Raw genomic sequence first — 22580 nt, 5'->3', positions numbered from 1 at the left:
GCGCGCCGGGGCGCGAGCATCGCGTGTGCCACGGAGGCCGCGAGCAACGCCTTCCCGGTCGCGGACGGGCCGCCCGCGCCGCGGGCGTCACCCGCTGCTGGCAGCCGCCCGTGCCGCGCGCCCGCCGGCGTCACCCGCTGCTGGCAGCCGCCCGCACCCGCACGTCCGCCAGCGTCACCCGCCGCTGGCAGCCGCCCGCGCCGCGCGCCCGCCGCCGTCTACCAGCGGTGGAAGGCCGGGTGGCCTTCCTTCACGGCCACGAACGTCCCGCGGCACGTCGCCGTGACCCGCCCCCCGGCCTCCAGGGTCGCCTCGACCACGACGCGATCGCCCTCCGCCTCGGCCACCTGCGCCCGCAGGCGCAGCGGGCCGAGCGGCGTCGGCCTCCTCAGCTTCACGTGGTAGTCCGCCGTCACCGTGCACGGCGGGGCGTCGGCCCCGCGCGCCCGCATGAGGTGGTACGCCGCGGTCCAGTTCGAGTGGCAGTCGAGCAGCGCCCCGATGATCCCGCCGTTGACCATCCCGGGGAACGCCTCGTGGTGCGGCTCCGGCGTGAAGTCGCAGACCACCGCGTCGCCCTCGACGCGGCTCTTCAGCCGGAGCCCCCGGTCGTTCGCCGGCCCGCACCCGAAGCAGCGGCCCTGCGGCGCGTACCTGTCCTGCAGGCTCGCCGCAGCCTCGCTCACCGGCTGCCCCCCACGAACGCCTCGTCCATCAGCATCTTCTGCTCCAGGAGGTGGCTCGCCCGCGAGCCGGTCGCCGGGCTCGCGCTCGGCGCGCGGCTCACGCACGTGAGCGGCAGCCGGTCGCCGAGCTTGTTCCGGAGCACCGCGAGGATGAAGAACCAGGCGCCGTAGTTGCGCGGCTCCTCCTGCACCCACACGAGCGGCGTGCCGTCCTTGTAGGGCGCGAGCGCGTTCACGATCTCCTCGTTCAGCGGGAAGAGCTGCTCGAGCCGCAGGATGGCCACGTCCTTGAGGCCGCGCGCCTCCCGCGCCATCGCGAGGTCGTAGTACACCTTGCCCGAGCAGAGCAGGATCCGCTTCACGTCGCCCGGATCGACGCCGCTCGTGTCGGGGAGCACGCGGTGGAACTTGCCCTCGGAGAGGTCCGTCAGCGTCGAGACGGGGCGGTGCGGGCCCGTCGACGTCGTCGGGACGCGCAGCAGGCTCTTCGGCGTCGCGATGATGAGCGGCTTGCGCCACGGCCGGTGCACCTGCCGCCGCAGCAGGTGGAAGAGCTGCGCCGGCGTCGTCAGGTTGCACACCTGGATGTTGTCCTCGGCGCTGTTCTGCAGGCAGCGCTCGATGCGGCAGCTCGAGTGCTCCGGCCCCTGGCCCTCGTAGCCGTGCGGCAGGTACAGCACGATGCCGCTCAGCCGGTGCCACTTGTCCTCGCTCGACGTGATGAACTGATCGACGATGACCTGGGCGCCGTTCAGGAAGTCGCCGAACTGCGCCTCCCAGATGACGAGCCCGTCCGGGTAGTCGAGGCTGTAGCCGAAGTCGAAGCCGAGCACGCCCGCCTCGCTGAGCGGGCTGTTGTACGCCTCGAAGCGCGCCGGCCCCTCGGCCACGCGCGACAGCGGCGCGTAGCGCACGCCCGTCTCGACGTCGCGCAGCACCGCGTGCCGGTGGCTGAAGGTGCCGCGCTGCACGTCCTGCCCGGAGATGCGCACCGGCGTCTTCTCCGCGAGCAGCGACGCGTACGCGAGCATCTCGCCCGTGCCCCAGTCGAACGGCTCGCCCGAGACGAGCCGCTCGTGCCGCGCCTGCAGCGTGGGCAGCACCCTCGGGTGCGCCTTGAACCCCTCCGGCAGCTCGAGGAGCTTCTCGGACAGCGCGATGAGCCTCTCGGCCGGGACGTTCGTCGGCACCTCCGGCGTCGCGTGCTCGGGGCCGCCGCGGTAGTGCGACCACACGCCGCCCATCGAGTACGTCACCGGCGCGAAGCCCTTCTGCTTCACCTCGTCGAGCGCGGCGGCCAGCGCCTCGCGGCGCCGCACGACGATCTCCTCGGCCTTCTCCTCGGTGACCTGCCCGAGCTCCATGAGCCGCCGGACGTACACCTGCCGGACCGTCGGCTTCTTGTCGATCGCGGCGTACATCCGCGGCTGCGTGTAGCGCGGCTCGTCGCCCTCGTTGTGGCCGTACTTCCGGTAGCAGTACATGTCGATGACCACGTCCGAGCCGAAGCGCGCGCGGTAGTCGATCGCGAGCTGCGCGACGTGCGCGACCGCCTCCGGGTCCTCGCCGTTCACGTGGAAGACGGGGACCTTGAGCATCCGCGTGATGTCGGAGGCGTAGCGGGTCGAGCGCCCCTCCATCGGGTCGGTCGTGAACCCGACCTGGTTGTTCACGATGACGTGGACCGTGCCGCCGGTCGTGTAGCCGGGCAGGTTCATCATGTTCAGCGTCTCGGCGACCACGCCCTGCCCGATGAACGCCGCGTCGCCGTGGATGAGCAGCGGCATCACGCGGCGGCGCGCGTCGGTCGTCCCGTCGGCGAGGCGCCGGTCCTGCTTCGCGCGGACGCGCCCCTGCACCACGGGGTTCACGAACTCGAGGTGGCTCGGGTTGAACGTGAGCGTGAGGTGGACGTTGCGCCCGTTCTCCAGCGTCCTGTCGGTCGAGTAGCCGAGGTGGTACTTGACGTCGCCGCTGCCGAGGTGCCGCTCCGCGTCCTTGTCCTCGAAGGCCGCGAAGATCTCGCGCAGGCTCTTGTCCATGATGTTCGCGAGGACGTTGAGCCGGCCGCGGTGCGCCATGCCGACCACGATCTCGTCGACCTGGTGCGCCCCGGCGCGCTCGATGATGAGGTCGAGCAGCGGGATGAGGCTCTCGGCGCCCTCGAGCGAGAAGCGCTTCGTCCCCGCCCCGTAGGACTTGTGGATGAACTGCTCGAAGATCTCGGCGTCGGAGAGCTTCGTGAGGATGCGGAGCTGCTTCTGACGGTCGAGCGTCAGGCGGTTGCGCGTCGACTCCATCTGCTGCTGGAGCCACTGGCGCGCCTCGGGCTCCTCGATGAACGTGAACTCGACGCCGATCGAGCGGCAGTACGTCTCCTCGAGCCGGCGGATGATCTCGCGCAGCGTGAGCACCGGCGGCACGCCGGCGAGGTCGGTCGTCGGGAACGCGAGGTCGAGGTCCTCGACGCGCAGCCCGAAATTCGTGAGGTCGAGCTCGGGCGGCGTCGCGGGCGGCAGGCCGAGCGGGTCGACGTGCGCGAAGAGGTGGCCGCGCACGCGGTAGGCGTTCACGAGCGCGTAGACGCGCGCCTTGAGCGCCGCCTCCGCGAGCACCTTGAGATCGCGCGACGTCTCGGCCGAGGTCGGGTGCTCGCTCAGCGTCTGCGCGTACGCGGCCTCCAGCGTCTTCGCGGCCTCGCCGTTCGTCTTCCCGTGCCCGTTCCCCGATGCGGCCGGGGATCTCAGCACATGAGGCTGCACGGTCGGCAGCGGTGCAGGAGCGGGCAGCCGGCCGGGCGCGGCGATGCCGTTCTTGCTGTCGAAGAACGAGCGCCAGCCGGGGTCGACCGACTCCGGGTTCTCCAGGTACTGCGCGTAGAGCTCCTCGACGAGCCCTGCATTGATTCCAAAATCAAGCTGCATCGTGGTCGGCGTGCAAATAACGCGTGTCGGCTCGGCACGCTAGAGTCGTTTTCCGTGAGCTCTTCCGATGGCTCTGGCTCATGGGGCGGAACATCGTCCGGACAAGGGGTCCGAGCGCCTGGAGAAACGGTAGGGAGAAGCGGTAGAAGGGGGCCATGGATCAAGACCGCGCAACCGGGGGTCGAGGACCGGCGCCCGCCGTCCTCCCCTTCGACCGTTTCCGGGACCACCTCTTCCACGACCCGAGCCTCGGTTTCTGGCTGGATGTGAGCCGGATCCGCTTCGAGAACGGCTTCTTCGCCGCGATGGAGCCGCGCATTCAGGCCGCGCTCGCCGAGATGGCGGCGCTGGAGGGCGGGAGCATCGCCAACCCCGACGAGAACCGCCGGGTCGGCCATTACTGGCTGCGCGCGCCGGAGCTCGCGCCCGAGGCCGCCCTCCGCGCCGCGATCGAGGCGACGAACGCGCGGATCCTGAGCTTCGCCGCGGACGTGCACGCCGCGCGGGTGCGGCCGGAGCGCGCGGCCCGCTTCCGCAAGGTGCTCGTCGTCGGGATCGGCGGCTCGGCGCTCGGGCCTCAGTTCGTCGCCTCGGCGCTCGGCACACCCGCCGATCGGATGCAGCCGTATTTCTTCGACAACACAGATCCTGACGGGATCGATCGCGCGCTGGACGCCATTGGCGACGACCTCGGCGCGACGCTCGCGGTGATCATCTCGAAGTCGGGCGGGACGAAGGAGACGCGCAACGGGATGCTCGAGCTCGAGGCGGCGTACCGGCGGCTCGGCCTGTCGCTCGGCGCGCACGCGGTCGCGGTGACCGGGGAGGGGAGCGAGCTCGACAGGTTCGCGCAGAAGCACGGCTTCCTCGCGCGCTTCCCGATGTGGGACTGGGTCGGCGGGCGCACGAGCGAGCTCTCGGCGGTCGGCCTGCTGCCGGCGGCGCTCCAGGGGCTGCCCATCCTGGAGATGCTGCAGGGCGCGCGCGAGATGGACGAGGTCACGCGCTCGAAGGAGGCGCTCCGGAACCCGGCGGCGCTGCTCGCGCTCGCCTGGTACTCGGCGACGGGCGGCGTCGGCCGCAAGGACATGGTGCTGCTCCCGTACAAGGACCGGCTCGAGCTCTTCTCCCGCTACCTCCAGCAGCTCGTGATGGAGTCGCTCGGCAAGCGGCTCGATCGGAAGGGCAAGGAGGTCTTCCAGGGCATCGCGGTCTACGGCAACAAGGGCTCGACCGATCAGCACGCGTACGTGCAGCAGCTCCGCGACGGGCTCGACAACTTCTTCGTCACGTTCATCGAGGTGCTGCGCGATCGCGCGCCGTCGCGCGGCGCGATCGAGGTCGACCCCGGCGTGACGACGGGCGATTACCTGTCGGGCTTCCTCCAGGGGACGCGCAAGGCGCTCACCGAGAGCGGGCGCGAGTCGATCTCGATCACGATCGAGACCGTGGACGCGCGCGCCGTCGGCATGCTGATCGCGCTCTACGAGCGCGCGGTCGGCCTGTACGCGTCGCTCGTGGACATCAACGCGTACCACCAGCCCGGCGTCGAGGCGGGCAAGAAGGCAGCGCAGGAGGTGCTCGACCTCCAGGCGAAGGTGGTCGCGGCGCTCGGCGCGGGCGCGGGGCGCGCGCTGCGGCTCGAGGAGATCGCGAAGGCGGCGGGCACGGACGACGTCGAGACGGTCTTCTGGATCCTGCGCCACCTCGCGGCGAACCCGGAGCGCGGCGTCGTGCGGGAGGTGCCGCAGGGGGGCTCGCCGTTCGACGCGACGTACCGGTCGGCGCGGTGAAGGCAGCGCGGCGAGCGAGGTGAGGGCCGCGCGGCGAGGCAGGTGAGGGCCGCGCGGCGAGGGGCGGTGCGGCCTTCGTCCGCGTCGCCTCAGAAGCGGAGGCGGAGGCTCCCGCCCGTCGGGCCGACGAGGAGCTCGGGGGCGTGGAGCGACACCTTGCGCGGGATGTCGCTGCGGACCCAGACCTTCTGGTTCGAGAGGAGGCCCGCGACGAGCAGCGTGAAGCCGGTGACCTGCGTGACGCCGTCGAGGAGGATGAGGGAGCCGTTGATCAGGCCGTCTTCGCGGTCGAAGTCGACGTCCTCGCCCGTGGCGAGCGTGATGAACGGGCCTCCCACGGGCAGGAGCAACGGCGCGTAGCTGACGCTCTCGCGATCTCCCTCGCTGAGGAGGGTCCCGGCCGTCAGCGCCGCGAGCGCCCACCCGCTGCCGAGGACGATGGCCCCTGCGACCACCAGCCGGCGGTTCATCTGTGTCTCGAGGCGGTAACCATCGGGCGGAACTCCGTCGTCCCGGAAGGGCAGCGTCCGCGGCATGCCGTGGATGACGGCGGGTGCATACGGCGCGTAGGCCGGCGGCGGCGCATAGCCGGGCGGCCACGCATGGCCGGGCGGAAGCGCGTGGCCCGGCGGCGGCGCGTGGCCGGGCGGGGGCGCGTGGCCCGGCAGCGGCGCGTGGCCGGGCGGGGGCGCGTGGCCCGGCAGCGGCGCGTGGCCCGGCGCGGGCGCGTGGCCCGGCAGGGGCGCGTGGCCCGGTAGGGGCGCGTGGTCCGGCGGCGGCGCGTCCTGCGCGGGCGATGGGGCGCTCTGCGCGGCGGCCGGCGCCGCGAGCGCGAGCACGCCGAGCAGCCCGGCCATCGAGAGGACAGTGCGGATCGCGGTCACGTGCGTCTCCCTTCGGGGTGAGGGCGCCCGGCGCGGGCGCGCCGGCTCAGAATCGCCATCGGAGCTCCGCGGACGACGCGCCGATCGAGAGCGTGGGCCAGCGCGACGCGGCGTCGTCCTCGGGGCGGTGCGAGCGCACCGGGAACTGGCGCTCCAGGTAAACATCCTCGTGGGCGAGGCCGGCGGCGTACAGGAGGAGCCCGCCGACCTGGGTCACGGCGCTCATCGTGAGCCAGAAGAGGCCCGCGCCCTCGACGTCGTCGATCGTCGCCGTCGCGATCACCGGCCCGACGAACGGGATGAAGAGCGGACCGAGCTCGTCGAAGCTGTCGTCGTCGAGGGCCGCGACGCCTGCGACCGAGAACGAGAGCCCGTACGAGATGCTGAACGTGACGAGACCCGCCGTGACGAGCGTGCGGTCCGCCCGCGTCTTGAGCGCGTAGCCGCGCGGGATCGGATCCCCCTCCTCGTACGCGATGGTCCGCGGGTTGGCCCACGGCGGGAGCGAGACAGGCACCAGGTAATAGCCCGGCGGCGGGGGGATCGGCGCGCCGCCCGGCGGGGCGGGGGACGCGCCCGGAGGCGATAGGGCCGGGGCCGGAGGCGATGGGGAAGGCGCCGGAGGCGATGGGGAAGGCGCCGGAGGCGATGGGGACGACGCCGGAGACGATGGGGACGACGCCGGAGACGATGGGGAAGGCGCCGGAGGCGAGGCCGGCACCTGCGCAGCCGCAGGCGCGGCGAGCCCGAGCAGCAGGGCGAGCGCCGCGACGGCCGGCGCGCCGCGGGCGCGCGGCGCGGCGAGGCGGCGACGCGGCACGATACTCCCTTCCGTTGGCCTGAGCGGCATGCTGGCTCCCGTCGCGCTCGCGGGCGACTCCAAGGAACAACAGGTAGCTTCGGTGCAGCGAGGCCAGGATACGCGGGCCGCTCGCGAACTCAACGCCGCGCGCACGATGACCGCGCGCCGCGCCGACGCGCGACCACCGGCCACCCGCGCAGCGCGAGCGCGGCCGCGTCGCCCGCCGGATCGGCGCCGTCGAGCCGGACGTCGGGCTCGAAGCCGCGCAGCTCGACGAAGTCGCCGAGCGGGTCGCGGAACGCGCGGGTGCCGAACGAGATCGTGACGCCCGAGCGCGGGAGCCGGAAGAGCGCGACCTCGCCGACGCTCATGCCGCCGCGGGTGTTCTGTCCCGCCACGAGGACGCCCGGGATCTGGCGGACCAGGGCGAGCAGCATCTCGCACGCGGACGCACAGCCGCGGTCGACGAGGAAGACGCCGCGCGCCGACGTCGCGCCGCGCGGCCCCGGAGCCCGACCGCGGAGCAGGGCGCCGCGGGTCGTGAGGTCGGTGCGCGGCGCGGCGGACGGGCGCGCCCGCAGCGCCCCGGCGAGGCGCTCCATCGCGGCGAGGTGATCGAGGAAGCGCGGGCGCGCCTCCTCCGGGACGTCGCCGCGGGCGAGGCGCCGCCGGACGCTGTTCGCGCGCCCCTCCGCCGCCGCGACGGAGATGACCTCGCGCTCGTCGAGCGCGCGGAGCGGCGCATCGGTCAGCGCGAGCGCGAAGCGCTCGGCGAAGCGGTAGTCGCCCCCGCCGTTGCCGCGCAGGTCCACGACGAAGGCGGGCGCGCGCCGGAGCTCGGCCGCGAGCGCGGGGAGCGCCGCGAGCGCCGGCGCGGCGGCGCTGCTGAAGGTGCGGATGGCGAGGACCGGGACGCCGTCGGCGCCGCGCGTGAGCTCGACGGGCGGGCCGTGGCGGCGCGGCGGCGCGGGCGCGACGGTCCACCGGAGCGGCGCGGGGCCGCCGTGGCCGAACGCGAGGTGGCCATCGGGCGCCGCGAACAGGTCGCGCAGGAGCCGCGCGAGCTCGTCGGGGCGCCACGCCGCGCGGCCGCGGAGCGCGCCCCGGGCGCGGGCGAGCGCGCGCGGCGTCGGCAACGGCGAGCGCCCGTCGAGCCCCGCGTAGGCGTGCTCGAAGGCGTAGCGCGCGTCGTCGAGATCGCGGAGCGCCTCGGCGGCGGACACGGTCCGCGGCGCGCGATCGAGGTCGCCGTCCGGGATGCGCAGGCTCCGCAGCGGCGCGGGCGCGCTCGCGGGGGCGCGCGCCGGCGCCGGGGCGCAGCCGAGCGAGGCGCAGGCGAGCGACGCGACGAGCGCCGCGGCCGCGCCGAGGGCGGCGCGGCGCGGCCGGCGAGGCGAGCGTCGGACGGGCACGGCGCGCGAGGGTGCGACGGCGCGCTCCGCCGGCGCAAGCGGCGCCGTCCGGGCTCGTGAAGGAGGCGACCGCGCGGCAGCGAGATCCAGGGCTCCGGCGCGACAGGGAGGCGCGGCCGAGGTAGATCCGGGCACATGCGGCCCCTGTTTGCGGACCCGAAGACGGATTTCGTGTTCAAGAAGATCTTCGGCAGCGAGGAGCACACGCCGCTGCTGATCGCGCTGCTGAACGATCTGCTGGAGCTGGACGCGGCGCACCGCATCGTGTCGGTGGAGCTGCTCTCGCCGGAGCAGCGGCCGAAGGTGCCGGAGCTCAAGCACTCGATCGTCGACGTCAAGTGCGTCGACGCGCAGGGCACGCGCTACGTGGTCGAGATGCAGGTGCTCAACGTCGAGGGGTTCGAGAAGCGCGTGGTCTACAACGTGGCGAAGGCCTACTCCGGGCAGCTCGACGCCGGGCAGCAGTACCCCGAGCTGAACGACGTCATCGGTGTGACGATCTGCGACTTCGAGCTGTGGCCGCAGCGCGAGGAGCCGCGCGTGCCGATGCTCAGCCGCTGGCGGATGCAGGAGCAGCACGGCGGGGCGCGGGGCCTCGGGCAGATGCAGTTCGTGTTCCTGGAGCTGCCGAAGTACGACGCGGGCCAGGCGCCGCGGACGACGATCGAGAAGTGGGCGTTCTTCTTCCGCGAGGCGGGCAACCTGCGCGTGGTGCCCGAGGCGCTCGCGGAGGAGCCGTTCACGGACGCGCTCGAGGTGGCGCGCGTGGCGCGCTTCACCGACGAGGAGTGGGAGGCCTACGTCCGGGCGGGCATCGCGCTCCAGGACGAGCGCGGGGCGCTGTCGCTGGCGCGCAGGGAGGGCCGGGAGGAAGGGCTGCGCACGGCGATCCGTCGCGTGCTCTCGAAGCGCGGGATGACGCTGGACGCGGAGGCGGACGCGCGGCTCGCGGGCTGCGCCGACCTCGACACCCTGGAGCGATGGCTCGACCAGGCCCTCACGGCGGCGACCGCCGCCGAGGCGCTGCGCTGACGCGAGCGGCCGCGGGCGCGTCCGGCGTGAGGCCCGGCGTGGCAGGCGCGGATCGCGGTCAGCGAGCGTCCGAGAGCCGCGCGATGAAGCCGCGCGGTCCGGCGCCGAGCAGGTCGCCGAGCCCGCCGAGCTCGAGCGGCCCGTCCAGGCTCCCCGCGACATAGAGAGGGGCCCCGGCCGCCCTGCCCGCCGCGACGACCCGGAGGTCCACGGTGTCCCCAGCGAGCCTGGACGCCGAGACGAGGTTGCCGTTCGCGTCGAGCGTGAGCACGAACCCCTCCCGCCTCCCCGCCGGGGCCGCGAGCTTCCCGGCGCTCCCCAGGTCGAGCTCGCCCGAGAACAGCCCCGTGACGTGGATCGCGCCAGCCCCGTCCACGGCCACGCCGGTCGCCTTCTGGGCCGCCGTGGCGTCGCCGAAGCCGCGGCTCCACACCGCGCCGTGCTCCGAGACGCGCGCGACGAAGACGTTGTCCGTGTTGCCCGCGTCGGGCATCCCGGGGCAGGTGTCCTCGAGGTCGAGGGCACCGGCGTACCTGCCGGCGATCACGACGTCGCCGTCCGGGAGCTGCGCGGCGCCGAGCGGCTCGACGCGCTGCGCTCCCGCGAGGGCGAGCGTCGTGACCCGCTGCGGGGCGTCGGTGCTCGATGTGTGGCGCACGAGGAAGATCCCGCGCCCATCCGGGCTGCGGGACGGGTCCTCGCCGAACGAGACGGCGCCGCGCGTGGCGTCGTACTCGCCCACGACGACGACGGACGCTGGCCCCGCCGGGGCGCCGGCGAGCGCGCGCACCTTCACCGCCGCGGGCGCCCCGAGGCTTCGATGCCACCTGCACGCGCCGGTCGCCGGATCGAGCGCGGCGAGGAACGAGGCGTCCTCCGGGACCCCGGGCCTCATCGCGCACGGGCCGTGGCTCTTGCCCTTGCCCGACGACTCGACGGCGAGGACGACCGCATCGGAGAGCGCCGCGACGCCGCGCACGGCGGTCCCGCCGTCGGACGCGACGCTCCACGCCCAGGCGCACTGACCCGCCGCGTTCAGCGCCGCCACGAAGCTGGGCTCGCCGCCGTTCGATCCGCCGCCTCCGCTCGAGCCGATCGCGCACCGCTCGCCGGAGAGCGAGGCGCCCCCGAGCGACTCGCCCGCCACGACCGTCACCCCCGGGGCGACGGCCACGTGCGTGCCCCGGAAGCCGGACGCCGACAGCCCGAACCCGTCCTGGCGCACGCCGCTCGAGCTCCACCGCGCGACCGTGAGGGATGCGGACGCGGCGGGCGAGGCTGGCGCGTTGACGACGGTCGTCACCTCGTCGTCGAGCGCCGCGACGCCGCCCATGTCCGCGCCGACCGTGTCGCCCCACAGCGCCGACGCCTCGACGGTCGCCGCGCCGCTCGCCTCGCCGCAGGTCGGCTCGCCCGCTCCGCTGCCGCCGTCACCCCCGCCGGCGCCCGGGCCGCCCGCGGACGCGCCGCCCGCGGACGCGCCACCCGCGGACGCGCCACCCGCGGACGCGCCACCCGCGGACGCGCCAACCGCCGACGAGGACGACGGCGCAGCGGCGTCGGCCGCTGTCGGATCTGCCTCTCCCACGTCGAGACCGATGAGGTCGTTGCAACCTCCCGCGGCGACGAACAGACCAGCACAGAAAACGGATCGGGCCTTCACGAGAGAGCGATTCATCACGGCGGCTCCTCTATTGCATGGAGCGGTCTCCCCTGCCATCAGCCCGCCGCGAGCTCATTGGCAGGCGCTCGTGGATACGCAAGGTGCATGCGCGCGGGACCCGAGAGCGTAGTGCGCTGCCTGAATCGATTCGTTTGCTTCAGGCGACGTCTGCCGGAAACACGTCTGTCGCACGCCAACAAACGAAGCTGATCTCGAGATCGATTACGGGATCTCCTTACGACCCCTTGCCGCGTCAGCCGAGATGGAGGTCTCCCCTGGCGCTCGAAGCGTGCCTCGGACAAGTGCGGAGGGCAGCTGGGTGAATCGTGGGTCGACCCGTTCCCCGCGGCGCGCCCCTCGGCGCGGGCGAGCTCAGCGGGACGCGGTCGGCTCCGGGGCGGGCGCGGATCAGCGCACGCCGGAGAGCCGCGCGATGAAGCCGTGCTGCGCTCGATCGCCGGTGCTGCCGAGCGGCGTGGGGAGCCCGAGATCGAGCGTCCCCGTCACCTCGCCAGCGACGTAGAGCGGCGCGCCGGGAGCCCCGTCGGTCGCGACGACCCGCAGGCCCACGGTGCCGTCGCCCTCGAGCTTCGTGGCCGAGAGGAGGTTGCCTCGAGAGTCCAGCCTCATCAGAAACCCCGCCCCCTTGCGGTCGGTCGTGAGGCTGCCGGCGCTCCCGAGCGCGATCTCCCCCGCGAACGTCCCCGTGACGTAGATCGAGCCGGCCGCGTCCACCGTCACGCCGGCCGCGGTCTGGTCTGCCGTCGCGTCGCCGAACCCGCGGCTCCACACGACGCCGGCCTCCGAGACGCGCGCTATGAAGAAGTTCTCCGTCTCGCCCGCGTCCGGCACGTCCGAGCAGCCGTCGCCGAGTTCGAGCGGCCCCCTGTACGTGCCGGCGATCACGACGTCGCCGCCCGGGAGCAGCGCGGCCCCGTGCGCCGGCACGTGCTGATCTCCCGCGGCGCTCAGCGTCGTCACCTCCTGCCGCGCGCCGTCGCTCGCGACGAAGCGCGCGACGAAGACGTCGCGGCCCTGCGCCGGGAACTCCGTGTCCCCGCCGAACGTGACGGCTCCGCTTCGCGTGTCGTAGTCGCCCACCGCGGCCACGAGCCTCGACGCGGCCCGCGCGTCGGCGGCCAGCGCCTTGACGGCCACGGCGCCTCGCTTGCCGAGGCTGTGGGCCCATTTGCACGCGCCGTTCGCCGGGTAGACCGCCGCGACGAGCGCCGCGTCCGCGGGGAGGTCGTCGCGCGCGCACGCGCCGAGGCTCTCGCCGCCCTCGACGACGTCGACGGCGAAGACGACCGCCTCGGAGGTCGCCGCGAGGCCGCGCGCGGTGGTGCCTTGCTCCGCGTCGATGCTCCACGCCCACGCGCAGAGGCCGTCCGGATCCAGCGCGGCGACGAAGCTGATCGTGGCCGCGCGATCCGACCACGCGGGGCCGACCCGACACCCGAAGAGGCCTTCGTCAGGAAAGGCGACGGCCCGCTCGGACTCCCCGGCCACGTAGGTGAGCTCGTCGCCGACCGCCAGATGCGAGCCCCAGACGTCGAGGGCCGACAGGCCGTATCGACCGTCGCGCGTCCCGCCGTCGGTCCACTTCGCGACCGAGAAGCGATAGCGCCCGTTGTCAGTCAGCTCGGTGCTGACCGCCGCCACGGCGTCGTCCAGCGCCGCGAGGTCGCCCACGTCGAAGCCGACCGTCTCGCCCCAGGCGCCCGACGGATCGAGGAGGACCCCGCCAGCGTCGCTGCACCGGGGGCCGCCGCCGCCGCTGCCGCCGCTGCCGCCGCCGTTGCCGCCCCCGCCGGTGTCCCCGCCGCCGTTGCCGCCCCCGCCGGTGTCCCCGCCGCCGTTGCCGCCCCCGCCGGTGTTCCCGCCGTTGCCGCCCCCGCCGGCGTTCGCGCCGCCCGTGCCTCCGGCGCCGGCGTCTCCCGAGGAGGAGGCCGCGCCCGCGCCGGCCTGCGATGGAGCCAGCTCGCCGACCTCGAGCCCGATGAGCGCGTTGCAGCCCCCCGCCACGGCCGCGAGCAGGCCGGCGCAGGACACGGCCGAGGGAAGCTTGCCGGGCCCGCGTCGCAGCGGAGCGGACGCTCCGCTGCGCGGCATCGTCGAGGTCGCCGCCGAGCCGCGCGGGCTCAATGGCACTTCCTGACGTAGTCAGGAAAGACAGGGGTGAACTGGCACGTGGCGTTGCAGTTGCCGAACGAGGCTCGGCCTCCGCACGGGACGTCGACCTGGAACACGTTCGTCTTCGCGGCGCAAAGCGGGAGGACGTTGGAGCACTGGACCGCCTGGAACTCCCGCTCGTCCGTGCCGCTGCAGTCGTAATCGAAGCCTCCCCCCGGGGAGATCGGCGTGCCGTAAAACGTGCTGGGCTGGTTCGGATGGACGTCGGGGTGCTCGTCGTTGCAATCGTTGCCGCCGTCGCACGCGACCGACCGATAGCCGTCGCGATCGACATCGCAGTCGACGGGGCCGCCGCCGCCCGACCCCGAGGCCGTCGAGCTGGCGCTCGCGCTGGAGCTCGCCGCGCCGCCGTCGCCGCCCGTGCCCGCCGCGCCGCCGCCGCCGCCCGAGCCGGAGCTCGCCGCGCCGCCGTCGCCGCCCGTGCCCGCCGCGCCGCCGCCGTCGCCGCCCGCGCCGGAGCTCGTCGCGCCGCCGTCCCCGCCGCCGCCGGCCGCGTCCGAGGACGCGGCGGTGCTCGCCGACGACGTCGTGGAGCCCTCGGCGCCCCCGTCGGCGCTCGAGGCGCTCGCGCCTCCGGTGAACGTCACGTCGGGGAACCCACACCCAGCGCCGGCGCTCAGCGCAGCCGCCGCAACGGAGAGAGCCATGCAGAGGACCGGAGGAAGCGATCGCATCATCGGATGGAATGCCATCGTTCCCACCGGCGTCAACCGGCGGCTCGGGCCGCGCCCTGGCGGTCTGGTCGCAGCGTCTACGGCGTCGTGGGGAAATGTGATGGGCCGCTGGCCAGGCACGCTGCAAGCCGGCCGGAGCCGGGCGCCCCGGTCACGGGACGCCTGCGACGCGCGCGATGAACCCTCCGTTGGACTGCGCGCCGGGGACGAGGTGGAATGTCTCCGTCATCTCACCCGCAATGTAGAGGGGATCGCGCACGGTCGGGCCCGGCGCGACCGCCCACATCCCGACCGTGCCCTCCCCGACGAGCTCGGAGGCCGAGAGGACGTTGCCCTTGTCGCTGAGGACGAGCAGAAAGCCCGAGATCTGATCCTCCGGGGCGGTGAGCCTCACCTCGTCTCCCAGGTCCATCTCGCCTTCGAGGTGCCCTGTCACGTAAATCGAACCAGCCGCGTCCACCGCCACGTTGGCGACGAGCTGATCCTCGGCGACGTCGCCGAAGCCGCGGCTCCAGACCAGGCCCTCCCTGGAGACACGCACGATGAAGATGTTCTCCTCCTCCTCGGAGGCAGGCGGCATCGGGGCGCATTCGTCCTCGAAATCGAAGGACGGCCCCGTGTAGGTCCCCCCGATCACGAGGTCGCCGTCCGGGTGCAGCGCAGCCCCGTGCCGCGCCACCGACTGGGCCCCGGGAGCGTTGATGGCGAAGATATCCTGAAGCTCACCGTCCAGGAGGCGGAAACGCGCGATGAACAGGTCGCTCCCCTGGGAGGCGGGGAGCGGCCGGCGCTGCACGAGGAGGGGCCCATCCGGCGAATCGTAGTCGCCGACCGCCAGCACCTCGTTGTTCGCGGGGTCGATGACGAGCTCTGCGATGCGCAGGGCGCTCGTCGGCCCGAGCGAGCGGCGCCACCGGCATGCACCGGACGTGTCGATCGCGACGAGGTCCGCAGAGGTCTTCGCCTCGATCACATCGCTGACGATGCAGCTCGTGGTGCTCGTGAGCGACAGCCCCGCCAGGGAGACCGCGAAGACGACCTGATCGGGCGCCGCCGCGAGGCCGAGCGGGTAGGTCGTGGACTCGGCGTCGACGCTCCACGCCCACTGGCACGTGCCCCTCTCGTCGAGCGCGGCCACGAAGCTCGGCTTCGGGGGGTCGCTTGCCTTCGCGGTGATCTCGCACCCGGCGGCCAGCAGCGGTGTGGTCAGCGCCGCGTCATCGAGCGGGCGCGCCGTTCCGGTGACGTAGGTGAGCCCTCCCGCCATGGCCAGGTGCTCGCCGGTGAGGTCTCCGCGCTGCTCGGGCGTGTCCATCCCGAAATCGTCGGCGCGCGACCCGTTGTCGTTCCACCTCGCGACGGAGAAGCCTGTCGCCCCGTTGACGAGGGCCGTCACACCGCCCTCGTGCGCTTCGATATCGATGATGTGATCGCCGGCCAGGTCTCCCCACAGCCCCGAGGGGGGCCGGGCAGCCCCCTCGCGGGTATCGCGACAGAGCGCTTCCTCGCCGCCGCCCTGGCCGCCGCCGCCCTGGCCGCCGCCCCCGCTGCTATCGCTGCCGCCCTCGCCGCCGCCGCCGCCCTGGCCGCCGACGCTGTGATCGCCGCCGCCCGTGGACCCGCTCGACGCTGTCGCGCTGCTCGTCGATGGATCCAGCTCACCGACCTCGAGCCCGATGATCGTCGTGCAGCCTCCCACGGAGGAGGCGAGCAGCCCAGCGCCGCAGAGGGCTCGAACGCTCCTGAGATCGCGCTTCATCACTTCGGTTCCCCGACGCGCGGCGCCGTCGCGGTCGCCGCTGAAAGACCGCCGCCGCCGGACCTGCGGTGTGCGCGCAGGCCGTCGCCCTGGAGGTCGAAGAGGTCTCGACACATCGCCCGATGAGAGCCGCCGCCCTCCCTGCCGTCAACGGCCCACAGGAGCGCGCGGCGCGGCGCGGCGGGCAGCCTGTGAGGCGCCGTGGTGGCGTGTCGTGATCCCTGTGCACGGCGCGCTCTGGGCCGGCGCCCGCGCGCCCGCGTCTCGAGCGCGCGGCGCGCGCGCCGTCACGCGCCGTCACGCGCCGCGCGCGCCGTCAAAAGACGACCGTGGCCACCGCGCCGCCCGGCACCACGCCGAGCGTCGCCGTCGGGGCCGAGGACGCCGGCCCCGAGGAAGGCGCCGTGAAGACGAGCACCGCGCCCGCGCCGAGCGCCGCGGCGCCGACGAGGAACGCGACCGTCGAGATCGTCCCCGCGGTCGCGCCCTGCTCCTGCAGCCGGATCCCCTCCGCCGCGCAGACGTTCGCCGCGCTGCAGTACGGCTTCGCGTCGTCCTTCTTGCCGATCGCGCGCAGGCCGAACACCGCGCCGAGGCCGATCCCGACCACGCCTGCGCCGGCGCTGATCCAGCCGGCCGTCCGCCACGTGGAGCTCGCCGTCGCCTGCGGGGCCTCGTCCGGGGGGAGCGCAGGCCCCGCGCCCTCGGCGGCCGCGGGCTCCTCCGGTGCGACGAGCAGCTCGGCCTGCGCGCCCTCGGCGAGCTGGATCGTGAAGGTCTTCTGCTTCCGGCCCGGCGCCGACGCCGTCACCTGGACCTCGCCCGGATCGACGGGCAGCGGCGAGCCCAGCGAGCCCACGCCGACCGGGATGCCCCCGCGCTGCACGGCCGTGTCCGCAGGCGCGCCGGGCGCGAGCCGGATCGTGAGCCTCGGCACGCGGGTCTCCAGGGCCGTCGCGCGCGCCTGCGCGATCGGCCGCCGGTCGTCGCTCGCCGGCAGATCGCGCGCGAGCTGCCGGAAGATCGACCACGCGGTCGCGACCCTGCCGCGCTTCTCCTCGCAGTCGGCGAGGTTGAGGAGCGCCCCGGGCGCCGGATCGAGCTCGTAGCTCTCCCGGAACTTCGGGCACGCGGCGTCGTAGTCCTTCGCCTGGAGCGCCGCCCGGCCGGCGTCGAAGAGCGCCTCCGCGGCCGCGGGATCGCGCGCCTGCGCGGAAGCGTCGGGGCAGGCGAGGAGCGCGGCTCCTCCCAGGGCGAGCACCCCGGCCGGGAATCGTCTACGCGAGCTCGATCTACGCATCCGTCTACGCATCCGTGGGACCTCAACGTCTCCTGTTGAACGGGTCGTCCGCGGGCGCCGGCGGGGCCGCCGGCGTCGGCGCAGGGGGCGTCTTCGCCGCCGGTGCGCTCGCGGTCGGCCGCGGCTTCGGCGCCGCCGGCCGCGAGGCGGGCGCCGTGTTCGCGGCGGGCCGCGAGGCGGGCGCCGCGCTCGCGGTCGGCCTCGAGGCGAGCGCCGTGCCCGCGGGCTGCGGGGGCGGTGCGCTCGCGGCCGGCGCGATCGCGTCCGCGCTCGTGGGCGGCGCGGACGCGGGAGACGACGGCGCGATCGCCGGGATCGCCTCGCCGGACGGCGGCTGCGCTCCGGCCCCGGGCGAGACCGCGGGGCCCGGCGGCTCCGGCGGCGCCGCGGCGCCCGTCGGCGGTGGGCGCGTCTCGGCCTCCACCCCCGAGGCGTGCGACGCGTCCCCGGAGTCGCCCGTGCCGCCCCCGCGCTGCCACAGCACGACCGCGATCAGGGCGCCCACGGCGAGCGCGCCGGCCCCGGCGAGCAGCGCGCCCGTGACCGCCGAGCGCGGCGCGGCGCGCTCCGCGCCGGCCGAGCGCTCCACGACCGGCGAGACCGTGCCGGCGCTGGCCGCGCCCCCGACGACCGGGACGCCGGGCGTGACGGCGGCCGCGCTGCCGCTGGCCGTGTTCGCCGTCGTGAACTCCGTGCCGCGCGGCCCGCTCCCCGGCCCGTTCGCCGGGCCCCGGACCTGGACCGACGCGCGCCCGGGCTCCGACTGCGCCGACGCGCGCGCGGCGTCTGCGAACGAGCCCGACGGCGCCGACGCGCGCGCGGCGTCTGCGAACGAGCCCAGGTGCGCCGACGCGCGCGCGGCGTCCGCGAAGGCGCCCGGGATCGCGTCGAGCCCCGCGCTGCCGCGCGCCTGGCGGAGCGCGCGCTGCATCGCGCGGGCGTTCGGCCAGCGCCGGTCGGGCTCGAACGCGAGCGCCACGTCGATGACGCCGGCGACGGGCGGCGGCAGGGCGGGCAGGATGGTCGCCACGGGCGGCGCTGGCTGGGTCATGGCCGCGAGCAGGAGCAGCGGGAGCGTCTCGGCCTCGTGGACGTAGCGCCCGGAGAGGAGCTGGAACATGGTGCTGCCGACCGCCCAGAGATCGGTGCGCGCGTCGACCTTGTCCCATTGCCCCTTCGCCTGCTCGGGCGGCATGAACTGCGGCGTCCCCATCATGGTGCCAGCGCGCGTGGACGCGTTCGACGGGCTGGAGAGCTCGCGGAGCCGCGCGATGCCGAAGTCGAGCACCTTGAGCTGCCCCTGGCGCGTGAGGAACAGGTTGTCGGGCTTGAGGTCGCGGTGGACGATGCCGCGCTCGTGGGCCACGGCGAGCACGTCGAGCAGGTCGTCGACGATGCCGAGCACCTCGCCGACGCCGAGCACGCCGGCCGGCGTGCGCGCGCGGCGGGCCTCGACCGTCTCGCCCTCGAGCAGCTCCATGACGAGGAACACCGAGCCGTCGTCGGTCGCGTCGTCGTCGAGCACCCGGACGATGCCCGGGTGGTCCACGCGGTTCGCGACGTAGCCCTCGCGGAGGAACCGCGCGCGCGCGTCCTCGTCGCCGGACAGCTCGCGGCGGAGGATCTTGACCGCGCCGCGCATCCCGTTGCGGTGCGTGCCGGCGTAGACCATGGCCATGCCGCCGAAGCCAAGGAGGCGGTCCAGCCGCCACTTCCCGCGCAGGACCTGGCCTACGAGCGCCTCCGGCCGGAGGCCCTCAGGGTTGACTCGGCTCATCGGCGAAGACCACCCCCTGGCGTGGCCGCGCGGGCCGTCGCCTCGCCAGCGAGGCCCGCTCCGCCGGCAATGCCCGCGAGACCGGCGGGGCTCGATGGACGGGGAGGGCTGACGGCAGCGCGAGGCATGACGGGCGCATGTTAACCCGGTCTGGCGCGGCGCGGCGCGAAACCGTCCGAAGCACGCGCGCGGTCGGAGCCGCGCGCCAGCGCGGGCGGGGCGGAAGGCGCGGGGGAGCGGCGTGCGTCGCGCGGGGCGCGATGCGCGCGGGGGAGCGGCGCGCGCGGCGTCGACTGCACGCCGCCCGACGGCCTTGACGTCGCGCGCCAACAACGGGGAGACGCCGCGTGCTTCCCGGGGAAAACGGCAGCCACGGCTTGCAACCTCCATCGAGCGAGCGAGCGCGCGCGCTGTCCGCCAGCGGGGTTACAGGGATGACCCCCGCGCCCCCGTCACGCTGACGCCGCCGGGTCTTGTGCCACGAAGCGGTCGATCTGCTCCAGGATCTGCGGGATCCGGGCTGGTCCCCAGCTGCGTACGGCTGGATTCGTGCTCGAGACGATGAAGCCCAGCGTCGTGAGGAGCCGGACCGCGATGTAGTCCCGGAGCGCAGCATCGACGTCATCCGGGAGCGGGCGCAGGTGATGATAGCCTTCGAGCAGGGCGGCCCGGAGGAGTGTCCGGTCCCCTTCCGAGCGAGCGAGGCGACGGCAGAACGACTCGACCACCGCGGCGAGGTCCAGCAGCGATGGACCTGTTCCGCAGTCGTCGAAGTCGATGAGCCCCACCGCGCCGTCCTGGACCAGGATGTTGTCGCGATGGAGGTCGCCGTGGATGAGCCCCCAGGCCCCGGGGCGCGCACCGTCGCTCGAGAAGCGACGCTCGAGGCGGGCGATCGCCGCACCTATCCTTTGCTGGCCATGATGTCCGATGGCTACCTCCCACAGCTCCGTCCTCGCGAAGACGGAGCCAGGCCCGAACAGCGTCTCGAAGCCCCACTCCGGGCGTGCCACGTCGCGGGCGCTGGCGAAGACCTCCCCCCGCTGGTGCAGCTCCGCGGCGAGCGCGCCGATGCGCCTCGCGACCTCGACCGGGACGCCGGGCTCCGGCGGGTCGCCGGGTACCCAGCGCAGGAGGACGCACGGCCGCGCTTCCACGAGATCCGGAAGATCGACGGCTTCCACCGTGTCACCGGAGAGGCTGACGGTCGGGTCGGGGACGGAGAGCCCTGCCCGGCGCAGGTCCGTGAGCCAGTCCATCTCGGCGCGCTGCTCTTGCACCGACCAGCCGTTCGCGGCCCCCACCCTCAGCGCCCAGCGCTGGCCGCCCGCCGTGACGCAAAAGACGGCGTTGTCTTCGTGCTGGATGAGCGTGATGGAGTCGGCGACGAGGCCCCATCTCGGCAGGGCAGCCTCGGCCAGCATCTGCATCCTACGGTCCTGCTCGTCCGGGCTCGGCATGTCGAACCAAACCATCACGCACCTTGAAACGCCAGCGTCGAGGCCTCTCAACACCGCCCGCGATGGCCGGCGGGCGCTGTGCGCGGGCCGCGCTCCTCGATCCTGCGGCGCAGCGCCGCGCCCTGGTCGCAGAGCTCATCGAGCGCTCCCCGGAGGTCCCCCCTGCGCTTTTGCTCCGATCAAGACCCGCAGGTCATCTGCGTAGCGCGGATCGTCGCCCGTGCAGGCGAACAAGCCTGCCGGTATGTGGTCGACGCTTGCGCCCACGATCGCGCGATACGCCCCGTTCGCGTCGATATCGCCCTCGTGACCGTCGAGGATCGACGCGGCCGGGACGTCGTTGACCCAGAAGCGCATCCGTGCTCTGCGGAGGCTCAAGCATTCGTCCTGGACCTCCACGGGGCATCCTTCCTCCGGGCCGAGCACCATCCCGATCGGCGAGAAATAGCCATCGCCTGGCCCGAATGGCGTCTCGTGGCCAGCGCGAATGCCCCCCGCGAGCAGCGCGCCCGTGACCTCGGAGCCGGCGCGCACCTCGAACCATTGGTAGTGCTCGGTAGACTCCGCGTCGTACCGCGCCGCCCGCAGGAACACGGGACCGCTCGGGGGAATCGCACCGGCGATGCGCGAATCGGCGATGGTGAGCGTCACGCTGTGCTCGGCGCCGTCTCCGTCGGTACAGCGAAGGTCGCGCGACGTCGGGGTGGCCGCCTCCACCTGGCAGGGCGCGGCGACGTTGTACAGGAAGGCACCGAGCGTGTCGCCCGGCCAGCCCTCGATCGTGAGCTCGAAATCTGCCGAGAGTCCGGCCTGTCGGGGCTCGCAAGCGGACGTCGGCTCCGGGCTCGTCGGGTCGTCGCTGTCGTCCGTGATGCCGGGCTCCGACGTCTCGACGGGACCACACGCCAATGCCGTGCAGAGCGGGGCGAGAGACATGAATGCGAGAGCAGAAATGGAGGTGCGCCTCATGCGGCGGCGTGTACGCAACCCGTGTGCCAGCGCGGACACGGACAAGAACCCTGGTTCTGGCGCCGATCGGCCCCGCGGAGTGGCTCAAGCTGTGATGGGGTGAGACGGAATGTGCCGTGCCCCTTGCGGGCGGACGGCGGCGCGTCGTTGAGCACCATCACGACGGACGCGTCGATGCCTCGCGACGCGCCGAGCACCGCTGTGGAGGCGCGCCGCGGCCCGGGGCGATCACCGCTCGTCCTCGACCTCGTCCGACGCGCCGTCTTCCGTCGCGTCTTCCTCCGACGCGCCGTCGTCGGCTGCGTCCTCCTCCGACACGTCGCCTTCCTCCGCGGCGGTTTCCTCCGCGGCGGCCTCGCCTTCCTCCTCCTCCTCTCCGGTGGACGCGGCGCCGCGGGAGACGGGGAAGGGCGCATAGTCCTTCAACTTGTCGGTGCCGGCATACCAGTACTCCGCGGCGGCGCGCAGCCGCCGCTCGGCGTGCACGACGAGCGTGTACGCGGCGTCGCGGAGCTTGCGCGAGCGCTGCGCCTCGGGAGAGAGCGTCTTGTCGGCGAGCATGCGCGCGAGCTGCGGGGAGAGCTCGCGGAGGCGCGCCGCCGCGTCGGCCTCGCCGCGAGGCGCCTTGTGAAGGGCCTCGGCGTGCTCGGAGCAGAGCAGGAGGAGGTCGGAGACGTCCTGGACCAGATCGGCGTCGCCGCTGCCCGCGCGGATCGTCATGAGCCGCTTTTGCCCCTCGGGGCTCTTCTTGAAGCGGAGATCGAAGAAGCGGAGGAGCGTTTGCCGGTGCAGGGCGGCCTCGGCGGCCGGCTTCGCGAACGTCGCGGCGGCCCGCTCCTGGCGCTGCTGCGCGGCCTGCCAGCGCGATTGCGCGGCGCGCAGGAGCTCGATCTTGTCGCGGAGCGCGTGGATCTCCTCGCGCGTGAGCGGGGGCTCGTCCTCGGGGAAGGGGGTGCGGACGAGATCGGCGGCGTCGCGCTCGGCGGCGAGCTGGATGCGGCTCGCCCAGACGACGCGCCGGGCGAGCTTGCCTGGAAAGACCACGGTGTTATGGCCGAGTGACTCGGCCTCTCGGAGGAGCTCGGCCTCCCGGGCGGCGCTCAGCGTGTATGCTGCTGCTCTCGTCGAGGAGCGCGGCGCGCCGCGCGTGTCGCGCGAAGCGGGCTTCTTCGCGGCCTTGTTGGTCCTGGGCGACGTGGTGGTGGATGCCTTTGCCATGGTAAAGATACGCCTCCTTGTCGGGGCCAGTGCC

Annotated in this window: 16 protein-coding genes; 2 read left to right on the top strand and 14 right to left on the bottom strand. The window is 74.1% G+C overall.

Going from position 1 to position 22580, the window contains the following annotated elements; genetic code table 11:
* Positions 1–218: 218 nt before the first annotated feature.
* Positions 219–686: a PaaI family thioesterase gene (locus tag WMF24_RS30350; protein WP_437730902.1), complete on the bottom strand. Its 468-nt coding sequence runs from the start codon at positions 684–686 to the stop codon at positions 219–221.
* The gene (locus WMF24_RS30345) at positions 683–3610 is read right to left on the bottom strand and encodes a 2-oxoglutarate dehydrogenase E1 component (RefSeq protein WP_437730901.1); all 2928 of its coding nucleotides are present in this window, start codon (positions 3608–3610) and stop codon (positions 683–685) included. The genes WMF24_RS30350 and WMF24_RS30345 overlap by 4 nt, the downstream gene beginning before the upstream one ends.
* A gap of 155 nt (positions 3611–3765) precedes the next feature.
* Between WMF24_RS30345 and WMF24_RS30340 the strand changes: the two genes are divergently transcribed.
* Positions 3766–5403 carry a glucose-6-phosphate isomerase gene (locus tag WMF24_RS30340; RefSeq protein ID WP_437730900.1) on the top strand — a complete coding sequence of 546 codons (1638 nt, stop codon included), beginning with the start codon at positions 3766–3768 and terminating at the stop codon, positions 5401–5403.
* Between the two features lie 89 nt (positions 5404–5492).
* On the opposite strand, the gene WMF24_RS30335 is transcribed toward WMF24_RS30340, so the two are convergent.
* From WMF24_RS30335 to WMF24_RS30325, 3 genes are all read right to left on the bottom strand, one after another.
* The gene (locus WMF24_RS30335) at positions 5493–6287 is read right to left on the bottom strand and encodes a hypothetical protein (RefSeq protein ID WP_437730899.1); all 795 of its coding nucleotides are present in this window, start codon (positions 6285–6287) and stop codon (positions 5493–5495) included.
* A 46-nt stretch (positions 6288–6333) separates the two neighbouring features.
* Entirely contained in the window at positions 6334–6804 is a 471-nt protein-coding gene (locus WMF24_RS30330) for a hypothetical protein (protein ID WP_437730898.1), read from the bottom strand.
* Between the two features lie 422 nt (positions 6805–7226).
* Positions 7227–8501: a S41 family peptidase gene (locus WMF24_RS30325; RefSeq protein WP_437730897.1), complete on the bottom strand. Its 1275-nt coding sequence runs from the start codon at positions 8499–8501 to the stop codon at positions 7227–7229.
* 135 nt (positions 8502–8636) lie between these two features.
* Here WMF24_RS30325 and WMF24_RS30320 point away from each other — a divergent pair, with 135 nt between their 5' ends.
* Positions 8637–9533, top strand: a complete 897-nt coding sequence (locus WMF24_RS30320) for an Rpn family recombination-promoting nuclease/putative transposase (protein WP_437730896.1) — start codon at positions 8637–8639, stop codon at positions 9531–9533.
* A gap of 58 nt (positions 9534–9591) precedes the next feature.
* On the opposite strand, the gene WMF24_RS30315 is transcribed toward WMF24_RS30320, so the two are convergent.
* The 9 genes from WMF24_RS30315 to WMF24_RS30275 all read right to left on the bottom strand — a co-directional run bounded on the left by WMF24_RS30315 (position 9592) and on the right by WMF24_RS30275 (position 22546).
* Entirely contained in the window at positions 9592–11211 is a 1620-nt protein-coding gene (locus WMF24_RS30315; protein WP_437738875.1) for a hypothetical protein, read from the bottom strand.
* A gap of 393 nt (positions 11212–11604) precedes the next feature.
* Entirely contained in the window at positions 11605–13248 is a 1644-nt protein-coding gene (locus WMF24_RS30310) for a hypothetical protein (protein ID WP_437730895.1), read from the bottom strand.
* A gap of 89 nt (positions 13249–13337) precedes the next feature.
* The gene (locus WMF24_RS30305; RefSeq protein ID WP_437730894.1) at positions 13338–14036 is read right to left on the bottom strand and encodes a hypothetical protein; all 699 of its coding nucleotides are present in this window, start codon (positions 14034–14036) and stop codon (positions 13338–13340) included.
* 178 nt (positions 14037–14214) lie between these two features.
* Complete coding sequence (locus WMF24_RS30300; RefSeq protein WP_437730893.1) at positions 14215–15822, bottom strand: hypothetical protein; 1608 nt, start codon at positions 15820–15822, stop codon at positions 14215–14217.
* A gap of 316 nt (positions 15823–16138) precedes the next feature.
* Positions 16139–17122 carry a tetratricopeptide repeat protein gene (locus WMF24_RS30295; RefSeq protein ID WP_437730892.1) on the bottom strand — a complete coding sequence of 328 codons (984 nt, stop codon included), beginning with the start codon at positions 17120–17122 and terminating at the stop codon, positions 16139–16141.
* A 22-nt stretch (positions 17123–17144) separates the two neighbouring features.
* Entirely contained in the window at positions 17145–18899 is a 1755-nt protein-coding gene (locus tag WMF24_RS30290; protein WP_437730891.1) for a serine/threonine-protein kinase, read from the bottom strand.
* Positions 18900–19351: 452 nt separating this feature from the next.
* Positions 19352–20374, bottom strand: coding sequence for a phosphotransferase enzyme family protein (locus WMF24_RS30285; protein ID WP_437730890.1), 1023 nt, complete (start codon positions 20372–20374; stop codon positions 19352–19354).
* Positions 20375–20494: 120 nt separating this feature from the next.
* A complete protein-coding gene (locus WMF24_RS30280; RefSeq protein WP_437730889.1) occupies positions 20495–21328 on the bottom strand; it encodes a hypothetical protein in 834 nt (277 codons plus the stop codon).
* 228 nt (positions 21329–21556) lie between these two features.
* Entirely contained in the window at positions 21557–22546 is a 990-nt protein-coding gene (locus WMF24_RS30275; RefSeq protein WP_437730888.1) for an ATPase, read from the bottom strand.
* Positions 22547–22580 lie beyond the last annotated feature (34 nt).

The organism is Sorangium sp. So ce1335 (assembly GCF_051521615.1).
GTDB lineage: Bacteria > Myxococcota_A > Polyangia > Polyangiales > Polyangiaceae > Sorangium.
Note: the sequence above shows the minus strand (reverse complement) of the source record. Positions and strands in the feature narration are given on the sequence as shown.